At 53.8% G+C, this 16,149-nt stretch carries 11 protein-coding genes; 4 read left to right on the forward strand and 7 right to left on the reverse strand.

The window, feature by feature from the left end; translation table 11 throughout:
• Positions 1-76: 76 nt before the first annotated feature.
• The gene (locus tag PLIM_RS19610; RefSeq protein WP_013112055.1) at positions 77-520 is read right to left on the reverse strand and encodes an RrF2 family transcriptional regulator; all 444 of its coding nucleotides are present in this window, start codon (positions 518-520) and stop codon (positions 77-79) included.
• Between the two features lie 174 nt (positions 521-694).
• Between PLIM_RS19610 and hmpA the strand changes: the two genes are divergently transcribed.
• Positions 695-1,981, forward strand: a complete 1,287-nt coding sequence (gene hmpA / locus PLIM_RS19615; RefSeq protein WP_013112056.1) for an NO-inducible flavohemoprotein — start codon at positions 695-697, stop codon at positions 1,979-1,981.
• A gap of 501 nt (positions 1,982-2,482) precedes the next feature.
• Here hmpA and PLIM_RS19625 read toward each other — a convergent pair.
• Complete coding sequence (locus PLIM_RS19625) at positions 2,483-3,316, reverse strand: hypothetical protein (protein WP_013112057.1); 834 nt, start codon at positions 3,314-3,316, stop codon at positions 2,483-2,485.
• An 88-nt stretch (positions 3,317-3,404) separates the two neighbouring features.
• Positions 3,405-4,913, reverse strand: coding sequence for an MATE family efflux transporter (locus PLIM_RS19630; protein WP_230849349.1), 1,509 nt, complete (start codon positions 4,911-4,913; stop codon positions 3,405-3,407).
• A 390-nt stretch (positions 4,914-5,303) separates the two neighbouring features.
• Between PLIM_RS19630 and PLIM_RS19635 the strand changes: the two genes are divergently transcribed.
• Positions 5,304-8,174 carry a DUF1553 domain-containing protein gene (locus tag PLIM_RS19635; protein ID WP_196349487.1) on the forward strand — a complete coding sequence of 957 codons (2,871 nt, stop codon included), beginning with the start codon at positions 5,304-5,306 and terminating at the stop codon, positions 8,172-8,174.
• Between the two features lie 83 nt (positions 8,175-8,257).
• Entirely contained in the window at positions 8,258-9,658 is a 1,401-nt protein-coding gene (locus tag PLIM_RS19640) for a DUF1501 domain-containing protein (RefSeq protein ID WP_013112060.1), read from the forward strand.
• Positions 9,659-9,866: 208 nt separating this feature from the next.
• Here PLIM_RS19640 and PLIM_RS19645 read toward each other — a convergent pair whose 3' ends face one another.
• Positions 9,867-11,195 (reverse strand): Gfo/Idh/MocA family protein, encoded by a 1,329-nt coding sequence (locus tag PLIM_RS19645; protein ID WP_013112061.1) that lies wholly within the window; start codon positions 11,193-11,195, stop codon positions 9,867-9,869.
• 219 nt (positions 11,196-11,414) lie between these two features.
• Between PLIM_RS19645 and PLIM_RS19650 the strand changes: the two genes are divergently transcribed.
• Positions 11,415-12,803, forward strand: coding sequence for a Gfo/Idh/MocA family protein (locus PLIM_RS19650; protein ID WP_013112062.1), 1,389 nt, complete (start codon positions 11,415-11,417; stop codon positions 12,801-12,803).
• A 130-nt stretch (positions 12,804-12,933) separates the two neighbouring features.
• On the opposite strand, the gene PLIM_RS19655 is transcribed toward PLIM_RS19650, so the two are convergent.
• The 3 genes from PLIM_RS19655 to PLIM_RS19665 all read right to left on the reverse strand — a co-directional run bounded on the left by PLIM_RS19655 (position 12,934) and on the right by PLIM_RS19665 (position 15,971).
• Entirely contained in the window at positions 12,934-14,094 is a 1,161-nt protein-coding gene (locus tag PLIM_RS19655; RefSeq protein WP_230849350.1) for an acyl-CoA desaturase, read from the reverse strand.
• Between the two features lie 117 nt (positions 14,095-14,211).
• Entirely contained in the window at positions 14,212-15,006 is a 795-nt protein-coding gene (locus tag PLIM_RS19660; RefSeq protein ID WP_013112064.1) for a response regulator transcription factor, read from the reverse strand.
• A complete protein-coding gene (locus PLIM_RS19665) occupies positions 15,003-15,971 on the reverse strand; it encodes a sensor histidine kinase (RefSeq protein WP_013112065.1) in 969 nt (322 codons plus the stop codon). The genes PLIM_RS19660 and PLIM_RS19665 overlap by 4 nt, the downstream gene beginning before the upstream one ends.
• Positions 15,972-16,149: the final 178 nt, after the last annotated feature.

Raw genomic sequence — 16,149 nt, forward strand, 5'->3', positions numbered from 1 at the left:
GGGAATTCATCTCCATGCAGATAACCTTCTCGACGTGCTCCCACAACTGATTCGCTGGGGAGTGTGCTGGCTCATGTCATGGTTTCACCTCTGGCGAAATGGGAAGGTCGCACAGGGGAATCACTCCTTTGGTAGATGCCAGCACCTGCCCTAAGGTGACACCGGCAAATGCTTTTTCCGTGTGGGCATAGGCTTTGTCGAGTTCGGCATGCAATGGGCAGAGCTCTGTATGCGAAGGCAAACCCAAGGGGCATTGACGAATTCGCTCCAGTGGCGAGACGGCATTGATGACATCGAGAATTGATAGTTCCTTGGGATCGACCAGCAGGCTGTGACCACCCCCCGGGCCCGATTTGGACTTTACAATCCCGGCTCTCCCCAGATCCTGCAGCACGGTATTGAGATACCGCCGGGGAACCTGCGTGCGAGTGGCGAGTTCGTCAGCCAGCACAATTCCCTCACGGGCACTGGCCAGGCAGGCAACTGTCCGCAAGGCATATTCCGCCGTTTTTGAAATCATAATCTGAAGAAAACCTCCGTTGAGATCCTATTCTACACCTTGACGTGTATTATTAAAGTGGTAGAGTTCAGTCAGCCATGATTTACCGAAAAACTTTCACAACACGATTGGTCAATGATGGCTCGCTGTCTCGTCATCGATGGGCCATAAACGATTTACCTCTGGAGTCACAGCATGCTTTCATCGGCCACACTTTCGGTTGTTCGCTCGACGGCACCAGCCCTGGCAGAACATGCCCAGAGTATTACCAAGCAATTCTATCAACTCATGCTCACAGAGCATCCTGAACTCTGGGCCTATTTCAACCCGGCTCATCAGCAAAGCGGGCGGCAATCCATGGCTCTTGCCAATGCGATTGTGGCCTATGCGACGCATATCGAGAATCTGGCAGTGCTTTTGCCAGCGGTCGAACTCATTGCCCAGAAGCATTGCTCTCTGGGTGTTCAACCGGAGCATTACCCGATTGTGGGGAAGTATCTGCTGCGGGCGATTCGCGATGTTCTGGGAGGTGCCGCGACTGATGATGTCCTGACGGCCTGGGGAGAAGCTTACCAGTTGCTGGCAGACATTCTGATTGAACGTGAAGCGGCCATTTACAGCGAGCAGCAGTCTCAACCCGGGGGCTGGAAGGGCTATCGTACTTTCGTAGTCGAACGGAAGGTTCCCGAATGCGAAACCATTACGTCGTTCTATCTGAAGCCAGCCGATCATCAGTCTTTGCCGGAATTCAAGCCGGGGCAATACATTACGGTTAAGCTTCCGCCTCAAAGCAAAGGTTTCAGATCGTCAGAAGAAGGGGGAACTGGAGAGTTTCCACGCGGACTGCTCTCTCCTCGCAACTACAGCCTTTCCGATCAGCCGGGGAAGGATTACTTCCGGATCAGCGTCAAACGAGAGGCCGCTCGTGAGGAAATTGCTCCGGTCGATGGGCTGGTCTCCAATCATCTGCACGACGGCATTCACGAAGGTGATCATCTGGAAGTGGGCCCCCCATGTGGCGAATTCTCCATCGATCCAGCCCTCGCAGCCCAGAAACGACTTGTCTTTGTGGCGGGTGGAGTTGGAATCACGCCACTCCTCTCAATGCTCAAAACTGTGATTGCGGAACAGCCTCAACAACCAATCCGTTTCATTGTGCTGACGAGAAACAGCGGGTCACATTCCCATCGACAGGAACTCATCGATCTGGCGACTCGATGCCCACAACTGAAACTGCATCTGCACTACAGCCAGCCGCTGGAAAATGATCGACAAGAAGACGGCTTTCATACACAAGGCCCTGTCAATCAGAACCTGTTGAAGGAACTTCTGGCCACGCAGGCGACAGAGACGGAGTACTATTTCTGTGGACCTTCTGCACTGATGCAGGAGATTATCTCAGCACTTTCGGAACTGCAGATCGATCCATCGCGAATCCATTATGAATTCTTTGGCCCAAAGGTCGCGCTCACCATCGCCTGATTGATCACATCAGATCCTGTCGATACAGCTTCTTGCAGCCGAACAGTGACGACCAGTTATCGCCGCTATCATTTATAAATAATTTTGTTTGGGTGCTCATTCGATTTGTCTTGGCCAGAGTCTGGGTGGCTGGGGTCAAACGTCTTCGTTTGCCCCCAGTTCTTTGGACTTTGATCGTTTTTAACGAACAGCATGAAAAGACATGAATCTATGTTTCGGATGCATTTGCGCTGGGGAAGTTTGTTGACCAGGGGGCGGATGAAGACATCCGACCCCTGCCACCCGGACAAGAACCACGTCCTTTCGCACTGTTTTGAATTTTTAGGGGCTTGAGGGTCGTGCCACCCAAGCCCAAGGCATGAGAAGCGGCAGGGCACAAGCATGTCGCGGTTTTCTGATGTCATGCCACTGCACGACATCTTCAGCCACAAATTAGCCGGGCTAACCCATTTCACTTTTTTCTGGGATGACGATCATGCCAACACATGTCTGAGATGTAGTTTATCGCTGCTGATGATTCTGTTCGGCTTTCTCGACTTTTTTCCAGAACTCGCTGTTCATTTCGGGGCAGAACTTTTCCAGCAGTTCCTTCATACGTTCCACCTTTGCAGCGAGCACGTCATCGCGAGCGGCACGCCGGTTCACGTAGCTCCCTTCGACCAGCATATGGGCAAAGATCTCGGCTTTATCCTCTTCAACGCCCATGGTGGAATAATGATTCAGAAATCCGGGATACTTATCAGTGAGTACCGAAGTCTCAGCCAAATCCTGCACGCTTTTTCCTCCGCCGCGTGAGTATTGAAACTGAGGTGGATTCAGCAATAGCCAGCGATCGTCATTATAGAGTCGGCCATCATCGCGATAGTCGATCATATGGTAAAAATCGTGATGCATCACTTTACGCATATAGAGACTGTTCTCGATCCCTCGAACAATATCGAGATAGAGCGTATTATGCTCGAAATCGGGAACGGCATTACGCCTTTGGCCGGCAAATGAAAGTTCGTCACAGAAGACAACTCTTTTCAATTTCGCCAGGCGAATCAGTTTTGGCGGATAAAGTGAAAACTCTTGAACGAAGAGTGGCTGATAAGCCAGAAGCTGCTGCTCGGCTGCTGCTTTTCCTTCAATGAGGCCATGAGTTGTTTTTAGCGGAAAATCGAGATTCGATGTGAGGATCTCAATTTGATAGTTGTGGGCTACTCGCTGCAATTCGTCGACAGGAGTCATTTCGTTTTGGGGAGGCTCAGCGTGTGCCGGACTGATTTCCGAGTAACCTGAGAACAGAGAAATACTTAGAAAGATTGATAATAGTAAATTGGATAGTAAATGCATTCGATATTCACTTGTAGATAGGAATCGATCATCCCTATACGAACTTAATCACAGATTCAGTGGGCTAGTCTCATGTTTCATCAGGCCACTAGACTTTGACATGAATCCATCGCCCGGCCAGGTAGCGCCAACTGATCAGGCCACATCGAAGAATGTTATCAGCTCCCATGCCGATCCAGGCACCAAACAAGCCGTAGTTAAGACCAATTCCCAGATACCACGCCAAGGGGACTCTGACAAAGAAAGTCCCCAGAAAGGCGCACCATAGGGGAAACCTTGTATCTCCCGAACCCCGCAAGGTACTGACCAGGACAATCAGAATCGCGTTTGGAATCTGATAGCAGGCCATCAGTCTGAAGGGATCGACGCCAATTGTCTGCACGAGCGGGTCAATGTGCATCTGGGCGTAGATCTGCGGTGCGAAAGTAAAGAACAGGACGGACATCAGGGCGGCATATGCGACGGCCTGACCGACAGCAGCAAAGCCACAGGCACGAGCCAGATCGGGTCGTTGTGCACCAAGGTAGCGACCGGCCAGGCTTCCGCTGGCAATACCAAAGGCGACTGCTGGCAGATACGACAACGCTTCCACTCGCACGCCGATAATATGAGCCGCAAAGGCCGCTTCTCCGTCGGTGAGTCGGGATATAATCATGAGAAACAGAAAGTGTCCCGTGAAGGTGGCGACGCCATCAAGAGCAGCAGGCCCGCCGATGCGCATCAGTCGCCAGGTGCTTTCCCGCCGGATCAGAAACTCTTTGTAGACGATCTGGAGGACTGTTCTGCCAGATGTCAGAAACCAGGCCATGAGCAGAGCGCCAGTGAATTGGGCACAGACGGTTCCGTAGACGATCCCATTGACTCCCAGCGTGGGAACAGGCCCCAAGCCATAGACAAAGGTTGTGGAAAGGACGATGTTAACGACACTTGTGAGACAGAGCACATAGAGCGGAGTGCGCATATCGCCGGCGCCTCGCAGACTCGCTGCTCCCACCAGCACCCAGGCGGAAAAGATCTGACCGATGGCGTCGATTCTCAGGTAAGTCACACCAATCTGGACGGATTCTCCCGAGAGTCCTAACAGCCAGACAATGCCGGGGGCCATTGTGAACAGGACGCAAGAAACCGATATCCCCAGGCAGATCGCCAGTGCCATGGCTCTCGAAATGATCGTGCGGGCTTCATCAAATTGATGGGCTCCCCAGAACCTGGCGATGAGTGCGGTGGCTCCCACTCCGACCAGGCCGAAAATCATCGAACCCAGCCAACTGACATAAGCCGCCATGCCAATGGCGGCGGTTTCCTCCTGCCCCAGTCGACCAGAAAGGTAGACATCGAAGAACCCGACCGAAAAATGCAGCACCTGCTCTAACAGGACTGGCCAGGCAAGCAAAATGACGGCGCGATGGGCACCCGCCGAGGAGAGATGATCGGGCAACGAAGTTTGCCGCTCAGCTTCTCGTGGCGAGGAAGTGGTGTTCACCAGCTGCACTGGAGAAACCTCTTCCACTGAAGCGTTGGAAAGAGGAGCGTGAGAATCAGCCGCTGGATTTCGAACATCAGTCGGGATGCCGTCAACAGATTGTGGTTTTGCCAACACAGCATCCTTAACCTGCGGGGTGGCTCTGCACGCCGCGCGACTGTCTTCGAATTCGCTACTGGAGTTTAGCAGTTCTCCTGAACTTATCGATTCCATCGACCAGCCTGAGGAATCAACCTGCGGGGGAAAATTCTCTCGCATCACGACGCATCAATACGTTATTATCTTTTGGTTGGTTGCTTCGCAGGGCGAATTGATCGTTAGGATTAGCAGGCTCACGGTTTTCCCCGAGTCTCGGTGCGTTGTATTTCAGGCGAACGGTCCATTTTCATGACTCTGCGGTATTTTTCCCGGTGAACAATTATGGTTACGGCCTCTCAATTCTCCTGGAAAAGTCGTCTCTCTGCGAAAAGTCGTCCATCTGCCTGGCTTTCCCTGGTAGCTGCGATGGCTTTAGCACTGGGGATGATCCCGGCACAGGCCGAGCAGACGCCTGCGGAATTCTTCGAAGCGCGGATTCGTCCTGTTCTGATTAAAGAGTGTTATTCGTGCCATTCTAGTCAGGCTCCGGTGCTCAAGGGCGCGCTCAACCTTGAGCACCGAGCTGGCTGGCAAACCGGGGGCGATTCCGGCCCAGCGATTGTTCCCGGGAATCCGGAAGACAGTCTGCTCCTTTCCGCGATGAAATTTGACGGTCTCGAAATGCCACCAGCCGGGCGTTTATCGAATGAGACCATTGCTGACTTTGAAAGCTGGATCAAAGCGGGTGCTTTCGATCCCCGGTCTGAGACCGCCACGACTGCAAAGAATGCTCCGCTCAGTGGCATGAGTATCGAAGCTGGTAAACAGTTCTGGTCATTTCAGCCATTAACTCAGGCTGCGCCACCAGCTTTACAGAATCCTGGATGGGCCGCAGTCGCGACCGATGAGAGTTCGACACACAGCCGGTTGATTGACCAATGGGTTCTGGCTCGACTGGAGGCGGCCCAATTAGCTCCTTCACCACCGGCCGATGTCCGCACGCTGGTACGCCGCATTTACATCGATCTGACAGGGCTGACACCTTCGGCCCAGGAGGTCGAGGAATTCTGCAAGGATCAGCGTCCAGATCGCATCGAGCGGCTGGTGGATCAACTTCTGGATCGTCCTGAGTACGCAGAGCATTGGGCACGCCGGTGGCTTGATGTCGCTCGTTATGCCGACAGCAATGGCTCGGATTTCAACGCCACCTTCCGTGAAGCGTGGCGGTATCGAAATTATGTGATCGAAGCCTACAAAAACGATCTGCCTTACGATCAATTCATTCAAGAGCAACTCGCCGGAGATCTGCTGCCATCCACTTCGGAAGAGGAGCGTATTCGAAAACTGGTCGCGACGGGCTTTCTGATGCTCGGCCCGAAAATGCTGAGTGAACGCGACAAACTCAAGCTGCAGATGGATGTCGTGGATGAGCAACTGGACACGATCGGCAAAGCGTTCCTGGGTATGACGATGGGTTGTGCCCGGTGCCACGACCACAAATTCGATCCCGTTCCAACGGCGGATTACTACGCCATGGCGGGCATTCTCAAGAATACGCTCTCCTTACAGGGCGAAATTCAGAAGTATGTTTCCGACTGGCCTGAGGTTCCACTTCCGATCCGTGCGGAACACCGCATCGCACTGGAACAGTTCGAGCAGGCCAGGAAGTCTTTGCAATCACAACTGGCTTCGATCAAGAAGCAGTTGAATAGTTCCACAGGCTCGACGAACGAAGGATCTGACAGGCAATTGGAACTTGGCATTGTTGTCGATGATACGGCTGCCGAGTTTGTGGGAGAGTGGAAACAGAGCACACACTCCAAGCCCTATGTAGGTGCGGGCTATCGTCACGACGACAATGCCGACAAAGGTGAGAAATCGGCCACTTTCAAGACCGCGCTGCCAGCCGATGACGAGTACGAAGTACGTGTCTCATTTACACCGGCGGCGGCCCGGGCTCAAGCTGTGCCCATTTCTGTGACGCATGCTGCGGGTGAGACCACAGTCAAACTCAATCAACAGAAGTCGGGGCCGTTTGGTGGTCTGTTCGAATCGATCGGTCGCTTCCGCTTCAAGGCCGATACCCCTGCGGTGGTCAAGTTTGAGACGGCTGGCACAAAGGGACATGTGATTGTTGATGCCGTCCAATGGATCCCTGTGCGCGATATTGAAGCCCATCGGGCCATGCTGGCGAAAGCTGCCAGCCAGTCTCAGGCGAATGCGGAACGAGACAAACTGCAGAACGAAATGAAGGCCATGGAAGGGAAAATGGCGGAGCTGCTCAAGACTGCACCGCCCCCGGCTCCCAAGGCCATGGCTGCTCAGAATACCCCCTCATTTGCCGACTGTGCGATCTGCATTCGAGGTGAGCCTCACCAGTTGGGAAAAGTCGTCCCTCGGGGTTTCCTGCAGGTGGCTTCATGGGAGCCTGCACAACCCATCCCTGCCGATGCGAGTGGTCGCAAAGAACTCGCGAACTGGGTGGCCCATCCTCAAAATCCTTTAACGGCCCGCGTGTATGTCAATCGGATCTGGAAATCCCTGCTCGGAACAGGCATTGTCCGTACGACAGATAACTTTGGTGTGTTGGGCGAACGGCCCACACATCCAGAACTGCTCGACGCGCTCGCGAGCAGTTTTATCCAACAAGGCTGGTCGACGAAGAAGCTCATTCGTGCGATTGTCCTCTCGAAGACTTACCAGCAGTCTTCGACCTATCGTCCGGATGCAGCGGCCATTGATCCCGAGAACAAACTTCTCTGGCGCGCTAACCGGCAGCGACTTTCGGCGGAATCAACTCGCGACAGCCTGATTGCTCTCACGACCGGGCTGGAGACGCCGGATCGGGATTCTCCCGTCAAGTCGCTGGGCAAGCTGGTTGCCGAAAACAATCCCAAAGGTGGTGCGAAAGCGATTCAGGAATCGCGGACGAGAACTATTTATCAACCGGTGGTGCGCGGCGAGATTTCCCCACTGCTGGCTGTATTTGATTTTGCTGACCCTGATTTTGTCGTGGGTGATCGCTCTGTCAGTACAGTCCCTGCCCAGGCGTTGGTGATGTTGAACAGCCCGTTCGTGAAAGAGTCGGCACAACAGATCGCCCGCCAGGTCGTGGAAGATGCCAGCATTCCCAGTGATGGTCGAGCCAGTGCCATTTATCTGCGATTACTGGGCCGTCCTGCTCAAGAAGAAGAAATTCAACTGGCCAACAAACTGGCTGGCCCGGGTGATCTGGCAGGCTGGTCGCGCGTGGCACATGCCCTGATTGCCTCGACCGAATTCCGCTGGCGGGATTGATGCACTTCGAAGCACCAGCAGATCGATCCCACAGCCTCGACTTATGAAACTGTTTTTCTGTTACCCGTCGTCAGGATTGAGCGATGTACGATCAGATTGCTGCCAGATTCTCCCGACGGACGGTCCTTTCCTCGCTGGCAGGAAGTCTGGCGGGATTAACACTGGGGACAGGTCTTTCCCGCTGGGCAGGTGCCAATAGCGAGGTTCAGAACGCAGCGTCTGTCGTGGGAGAACCTCACTTTCCTCCCCGCGCGAAACGGGTCATTTTCCTGTTCATGCATGGCGGTGTCAGTCAGGTCGATACCTTCGATTACAAGCCCGAACTTTCCAAACTGGATGGCAAAACGTTGCCCTTTCAGGCAGCAGCGAACATCGATGCCAAGCCGGTGTTGATGCAGTCTCCCTGGAAGTTCAACCAGTATGGAGAATCGGGGGCCTGGTGTTCGGAACTCTTCCCCCACATCGTCCAGCAGATCGACAGGCTGTGCATTATCAAGTCGATGCACAGCCGGGGGCAATCGCATGGTCAGGCGGTTTCGATGTTGCATACCGGAAGTGATAATCTGGTGCGGCCTTCTGTCGGTGCCTGGGTCTCTTATGGTCTGGGCTGCGAAAACGAGAATCTGCCCGCTTTTGTTTCAATTGGCCCTTCGGCAGGTCATGGCGGGCCACGCAATTATGGCGCTGCCTTTCTGCCTGCCATCCATCAGGCCACAACGATTGGCAGACAGGGCCGGCTGGGAAATGGACAGATTGATTTTCTGAGTCAGGCGACACCTGAGCAGCTCGAACTTGTGCGTGCCATTCAGAAGATCAGTCAGAAACATCTGGATCGTGTGGGCCCGGATCCTCAATTGCAGGGGGCGATTGAAACTTACGACCTCGCTTATCGAATGCAGGCCGCTGCACCGGATGTGCTCGATCTCTCGCATGAGACGGAAGCAACGAAGGTGGCTTACGGGATAGGCGAAAAAGCGACCGACGAGTTTGGCAGACAATGCCTGCTGGCCCGTCGACTGGTGGAATCGGGTATTCGATATGTGGAGTTATCCACAGGGAACGTCTGGGATCAGCATGGCGGGTTACGAGCGGGCCATGCCAAGAATTCGATGGCCGTCGATCAACCGATTGCAGCTCTGTTGAATGATCTTGATCAACGGGGATTGCTCGATGAGACACTTGTGGTGTGGGCGGGCGAGTTCGGTAGAACGCCGATCGTGCAGGGTAATGATGGACGCGATCATAATCCGCAGGGGTTTACGGTCTGGCTGGCTGGTGGTGGTGTGAGAAGTGGATTCTCGTATGGCGAAACCGATGAGGTGGGCTATTTCGCTGCCCAAGATCGCGTGCATATGCACGATCTGCATGCCACGATGCTGCACCTTTTAGGGATCGACCATGAGCGGCTGACGTACAAATATGCGGGCCGCGACTTCCGACTGACCGATGTGCATGGGCGAGTCGTCAAGGAGATCCTGGTCTAGTATCTATCCCAGAAATCAAATACGCGTAGAGAGTCGATCAAGCATGCTTGCTCCGAGCCGCAAGCATGGCACTAAGCCGGTGGTTGTGGTTGAGTCTTCAAACCCCCAGCAATATTCGGCATGATCTGGGGGTTCGCGAAGACGCTCAACCCCAGCCACCCCATAGAAGGGAGCGCAGTCGAATACTGGAATCCGTCTCAGTGGGCGGTCATTCATCCTGGTAGACTTTCGGGGCATAAAGAACCACTGGATGAGCCGCACCGGGGAGCCATAACGTCAGGCCACCTTCTGGAGTATCGACGCGCACCACACCATCCGGGCAGGAATTGACGCTGGAGGCAAGGATCGCTTCTAAAGCCTGTACCGCTGCGACGACAGGCCGATCTGCACTCAGGCTCGAAAATGCTAACAAGTTGATCTCCTCCAATCGCGATGTTCGAGTGCCCGTCGATCCGTATTCGATATAAGCCACTTCGCGGAAGAACCGCTCAATCGCTTCGATGCCATAACCTCTTTGAGTGCGCTCATTCCAGGGTTCAATGGCTTGACCGTTGTAATGTGTATTGATGGTGGTTTTGAGTTCATGCGGCGTGCGTCCTTCGACGGTCAGTTCAATACCTCGCTTGCGGGAATGGCCATTCCAGACGCCGTTATCAAATCGGAACTGCACCTCCTGCTCGACATAACCGGGGAAGTTATCGGGCGTCACCCAGGAGGTATGGATATCAAAACTGGCAGTTCGCTGATCGGGATAAGCGTAAGTGACGCGCAGTTGAGTGCTGTCCCAGGTTGGGCCGTCAATCGTGCCGGCTAATCCGCGCTGGCCGGTCGCACTGACTGAGACGAGTCGGCCACCAAAGGTGAAATCAATCAGCTTGAGATAATGGCACGCGACGTAAGTGCCTGGATTGCGGCCATGATTCCAGGTGGCAAACTGCCCCATGCCCACTGACTTCGGTTCTAACAGCGAGCAATAGCCATGATTGACGTGCGATAGAACTCCATCGACCACCAGTGTTCGGAGACGCTTATGGTCGGGGTCGAACAGTTTGTGATAGACGACTCGCACGAGTCGCTGGTGATGCTGTGCCAGACGATGCAGTTCATCGAGTTCGCTCAATGAAAGCACTGATGGTTTCTCAATCAGCACGTGCTTACCGGCGATTAAGGCGAGCCGGGCAGCATTGAAATGTCGATCATCAGGTGTCGCAATACAAACGGCATCGAGTGCAGCCCCTGTCGAGCTTTGCAACAGCCTTTGCAGGCCCTGCTCGCCCGTTTCATTGGTAAAGGTTGCTAAATGATGCGGTGCCTGAGCCCGGTAGGCTTCGGCCCTGCGACCTGTGAGGCTGACAACAGCTGCCAGTTCGCAAGTGATGACACCGACATCGGGTGAGTAGAACCCTCGCTGACCGGCTTGTTCGAAAAATGGCCGATAGGTCTCGTCGAAGATCATGCCGAAACCCACCATCCCGGCCCGCAGTGGAACATCGGGACGACGACTCTCCAGAATTTCTGAGTGGAGCGAGTGACTCATCGGCAGAGAACTTCCTTACGAGAATGGTTTCGAGAGTGAGGGTTGTCGGATCAAACATTTATGATTTTGCATCATGGCCCATGGAAGTGAACTCTGGAAGTGGCCCGGTCTTCGTGGGATGATCAAATCATCGAGATTCCTCGATTTTCCTCATCAGCTCTCGATCACGAATCTATCAACATCCTGAAATCGACATCACTTGAGAAAGATGAGTGCCTCATGGATCGACGTGACTTTCTGAGTTCGACCACAACCGCAGGCCTGCTGGGTTCCACGACACTTTGGATCGATCCGGCTCGAGGAGAGTTGCCCTCATCCTTGCAGGATTCTTCTGCTGTACCGAAGAAGAAACGTCGCGTGGCAGCCATTGGTGTGGGCTGGTACGGCAAATGTGATCTGTTGCGATTGATGCAGGTGGAGCCAGTTGATGTCGTCGCTCTCTGTGATGTCGATTCGCAGATGCTGGCGAATGCCGCCGAGTTGATGACCTCGCGTGGAAAGCTCGAAAAGCCACCGGCACTTTACAGTGATTATCGGCAGTTGCTGGCTGAGGCCAAGCCCGACATTGTGCTGATTGCGACGCCGGATCACTGGCATGCCTTGACGATGATTGCGGCTGTCGAAGCGGGTGCCGATGTCTATGTTCAGAAGCCGACGAGTGTCGATATTGCCGAGAGCCAGTCGATGCTGGCGGCTACCCGGAAGCACGGGCGCGTGGTGCAGGTGGGGACACAGCGTCGCAGTACGCCTCATATTGCCGAGGCCAAGCAGAAGTTCATCGATACGGGCATGCTGGGAAAAATCGGCCTCGTCGAGGTCTATTGCTATTACCACATGCGGGCTAAAGACAATCCGCCGATCACAGAGCCGCCACAAAACCTCGATTATGAAATGTGGGCAGGCCCGGCACCCAAACGGCCTTATTCGACACTCATTCATCCCCGCAGATGGCGGGCCTTTACCGAGTATGGCAATGGAATCATGGGGGACATGTGCATTCACATGCTCGATACTGCCCGGTTTATGCTGGGGTTGGGCTGGCCCCAAGCGGTTTCATCCGTCGGTGGGATCTATGTGGATCGCCAGAGCCAGGCCAACATTCCCGATACACAGACTGCGACATTCGATTTCGGCGATCTGGATGTAGTCTGGCAACATCGCAGTTACGGCTCGACACCCGACCCGAAGTATCCGTGGGGAGTAACGATTTATGGCGACAAAGGAACTCTCAAAGTCAGCGTCATGAGCTACGACTTCATACCTCAGGGAAGAGGCGAAGCTGTTCATAAAGATGTCACCTACGAACTCGAAGAGTATCCCGAAGACAAGACCGAGAAGGATCTCGAAAAGCATGTGGCACCGGCGATTCGTGCTCACATGCGGAACTTTCTCAAGGCGATCGATGAGCGATCAAAGCCCATTGCCGACATTGAGGAAGGGCATATCTCGACCGTGAGTTGCCTGCTGGCAAATCTTTCGCTGGAGTTAGGCCGCACACTCCGTTGGGATGCAGTGAACGGGCTGGTTGTCGATGATGCCGAAGCCAACAGCCGCCTGGCCAGGCCTTATCGTGCGCCATGGGTGCATCCTGGCGTGAAGCTGAGTTGAATGACCCACAGATCAATGACCTGCAGCTTGTTAAAAAAGGAGCCCCGCTTCTCCGGAGTGGAGAAGCGGGGCTCCTTTGAGAACGATAGTGAATATCGAGCCGATATTCCGGAATCACCCGTAAACCGGGTTAGCAGCCTTCAGCGGCCGAGCGATTTTGTGGAATGCGATCATCGATATCGTAAGCCATGCCAATGGCTCTCAGGGCCTTGATCGACCACCAGGTGATATCGAATTCCCACCACTTGTGGCCGGCAGGAGCGACGTTGGGGTGAGCGTGATGATTGTTATGCCAGCCTTCACCATAGGCGAAAATGGCAACCCACCAGAGGTTCTTGGAGGCATCGCGAGTGTCGTAGTTGCGGTAACCCCACAGGTGTGTGGCGGAGTTCACGAACCAGGTACCGTGATAAACGAGTGTCATACGGAGGCACAGACCCCAGAGCATGACAGACAGACCGGTGTACCAGTCGAGGCCACCCGCCAGAAAACCGATGCCGAAGAAGAATGCTCCTGAACCAATGAGGATGAGCCCATAGTAGCGTTCGAAGAACTGGAGCATGGGGTCCTTGATCAGATCAGGGACATAGCGGCGCATGACCATGGCCTTAGCTTCTGGTGAGCGGCGGACAAACAACCAGGCAATGTGCGACCACCACTGTCCATCGAATGGCGAGTGAGGATCACCTTCGTGATCAGACCGCTGATGGTGCAGGCGATGAGTGGCTGTCCAGAACAGAGGCGAGCCTTCGCCGGAAAGGACTCCGCAGAGTGTGCAGAGGAAACGGAATGGCTGACGCAACCGCAGCGAGCGATGTGACAGACAGCGGTGATAAGCCAGGCAAATGCCAATGCTTCCCGTGAGCCAGTGCATGACCAGGAAGACACCCAGCGCTGTCCAGGTAAAGAAAAATGGAGCAGCGATGGCACCGGCATGCATCAGCACGAGCCAGCCGACCACGGGCCAGTCAATGTTATCCCAGCGAAGCTGCCTGGGGCTGTACGATTCGTACATTGTTGTCAGCGCTGGATTGTTTTCGCCGACCACTCGCACTGAACTGGCACGAGAAGCCCGGACACGATCTTCGATGGTGAGCTGAGGAGCAACCAGTGTGTCAGCCACCAGCTGGCTGGGTGCAGCATCCAGGGGAGCAGCGTCGAGAGGTGCTGTATCCAATGGTGCAGCATCAACAGCCGAGCATTCAGCAGACTGAGCTGGTTCTGTATGGTTGAGGTGATCAGTCACCGCAGATTCGTTGGGAGCAGGTGGGACGAGCGAGGTAGGGGACATATCCAAATTCCCGATGTTTTTCGTGCATGGCCTGGCGAAATTGCCAAGTTTCAGTCTTATACATGAATCATCGGGATTGGTGTGTCAGGTGAGTGTCAAGCTTTTGTCAAACTTCTGTCATTCCGCAACCTCTTCATCAGTAACATCTTGCGACGAAGGGAATGGAAGAAACCGATATCCGGTCCCACGAACCGAGAGAATATGCACCGGTTTTGAAGGATCGGGTTCAATCAGTTTTCGAAGCCTCAACACAAAATTATCGATAGTGCGTGTGGTGACTTCGGCATGTTCATCCCACACATGATTGAGAATTCTGGTGCGTGAAAGGACTTCGCCCTGATGCTCAATAAAGTATTTCAGCAATTCGAGTTCCAGCGTGGTCAGGCTATGCACACGCTCACCGACAGAGACCTGGAATGTCTGAAAATTGACGATTACCCGGCCAAACTGAAATCTGCCAGGAGATGAGCCCGGAGTCGAACTGGTTTGCTCAGCAGCAGGTGCAGGCTCAACCGGGACTGGTGGAGTGGATGACCGAATCGACTGATGACGATGAATCAGGCTTTTCACCCGGCTCAAAATCTCGCGCAGGGCGAAGGGTTTGGTCATATACTGATCACCACCCAGATCGAACGCGAGAATCTTGTCTTCACTCAGTGTCCGGGCGGAGAGTACCAAGACAGGCGTCATCACAAGTTTCTGGCGAAGTTCGCGCAAGACCTCGTAGCCTGAAAGTCCCGGGAGCATCAAATCGAGCACAATCAGGGCGAATTCTTCAGTATCCGTCTGTGAGACAGCAGCCAGAGCCTCGTGACCATCGGTCGCGACGACAACTTCATAACCTTCCTGCTCGAAGTTGAATTTCAGACCTTCGGCAATCGCTTCTTCATCTTCAACGACGAGAATTCTCATATGATGACCCGTCCTGGAAGGATCAATTCGAAGGTGGTGCCCGTTTCCAGAGGTTTGCCTTCCAGATCTTTCAGCCCGGAACGCACACTGGAAAGGCTCCAAGAGTGATTATTGACTGGGTGAACGTGAATTCTTCCATTCAACTGCCGGACTAATGTCTGAACAATATACAGACCCAGCCCTGTCCCTTTGGTTCGTCTCTGCAGTTCGTTACCCGCACGGTAGAACATTTGAAAAATCCGCTTGCGATCTTCGGGGGCGACGCCCGCTCCGTTGTCGGTCACGCGGATCACGATCCGGGCATGATCCACCGCACGAACTTCGACAAAGATCAGCGGAGGATGTCCACCATACTTGATGGCATTGTCGAAGAGATTCCGAAATATGGTTTCTACGACAATTTGAGGTGCTCGAAGGACTGCTGTATCAAGATCAAATTGGAAAATCTCCGTGACTTCTTTGCGGTAATGCCCTGCCACCTCATGAGCGACAGATCGTAAAAGTGTATCGAGAATCAAGTCGGTGGAAGCGGCCTGAGTCCCCGTCGCATTGAGCCGTCCGACATCGAGCAGTTGTGTAATGAGATGATCCAGTCGCTCGAGTTCGCGTTCCATGGTGGCATAAAACTTCTGCCTCTGATCATCGGAAAGACTGCGCAGACTCAAGGTTTCCAGATGCAGACTGAGTGAAGCAATGGGTGATTTCAGTTCATGAGTGACGGCATCGACAAAATTGGCCTGCCTTTGATTGAGCCTGACTTCTTTGATCATGAGCACCATGTAGATGGAAAGGCCGGTGAGTATCAGCGTGAAAACCACCACGCCCAGCACGAGTGCTGCCCACCATGTGTTCTGGGCGAACAGCACAATCCATACAACCATTAAAGTTACGTTCAGCACGATCAGAGTCACGCTGAGTGTAATCGGCAGGTGCAGCGTGCGACGTTTTCGAAAGAGGGCACTCATAAATCTTAACTTCTGAGAGGCAATCGCCGGGCGGCCTGATCAAACGGATTCGTTGATCCAACAGTACAAAATGGATTTTTCCAACAGTGAATTACGAGACTCGGCGGTCAATCTTTCTATTGTTTCATCAAACAGTGGCATTTTGAACCCATGTTCGCCCCTTTTGCCATTCGATGAA

This window comes from Planctopirus limnophila DSM 3776 (assembly GCF_000092105.1).
In the GTDB taxonomy this organism is placed as follows: Bacteria; Planctomycetota; Planctomycetia; order Planctomycetales; family Planctomycetaceae; genus Planctopirus; species Planctopirus limnophila.

What these genes read in the sequence shown, in the direction of transcription:
- PLIM_RS19610 (WP_013112055.1), bottom strand. Translation starts at nt 520, where the DNA reads ATGATTTCAAAAACGGCGGAATATGCCTTGCGGACAGTTGCCTGCCTG.
- hmpA (WP_013112056.1), top strand. Translation starts at nt 695, where the DNA reads ATGCTTTCATCGGCCACACTTTCGGTTGTTCGCTCGACGGCACCAGCC.
- PLIM_RS19625 (WP_013112057.1), bottom strand. Translation starts at nt 3,316, where the DNA reads ATGCATTTACTATCCAATTTACTATTATCAATCTTTCTAAGTATTTCT.
- PLIM_RS19635 (WP_196349487.1), top strand. Translation starts at nt 5,304, where the DNA reads ATGGCTTTAGCACTGGGGATGATCCCGGCACAGGCCGAGCAGACGCCT.
- PLIM_RS19640 (WP_013112060.1), top strand. Translation starts at nt 8,258, where the DNA reads ATGTACGATCAGATTGCTGCCAGATTCTCCCGACGGACGGTCCTTTCC.
- PLIM_RS19645 (WP_013112061.1), bottom strand. Translation starts at nt 11,195, where the DNA reads ATGAGTCACTCGCTCCACTCAGAAATTCTGGAGAGTCGTCGTCCCGAT.
- PLIM_RS19650 (WP_013112062.1), top strand. Translation starts at nt 11,415, where the DNA reads ATGGATCGACGTGACTTTCTGAGTTCGACCACAACCGCAGGCCTGCTG.
- PLIM_RS19655 (WP_230849350.1), bottom strand. Translation starts at nt 14,094, where the DNA reads ATGTCCCCTACCTCGCTCGTCCCACCTGCTCCCAACGAATCTGCGGTG.
- PLIM_RS19660 (WP_013112064.1), bottom strand. Translation starts at nt 15,006, where the DNA reads ATGAGAATTCTCGTCGTTGAAGATGAAGAAGCGATTGCCGAAGGTCTG.
- PLIM_RS19665 (WP_013112065.1), bottom strand. Translation starts at nt 15,971, where the DNA reads ATGAGTGCCCTCTTTCGAAAACGTCGCACGCTGCACCTGCCGATTACA.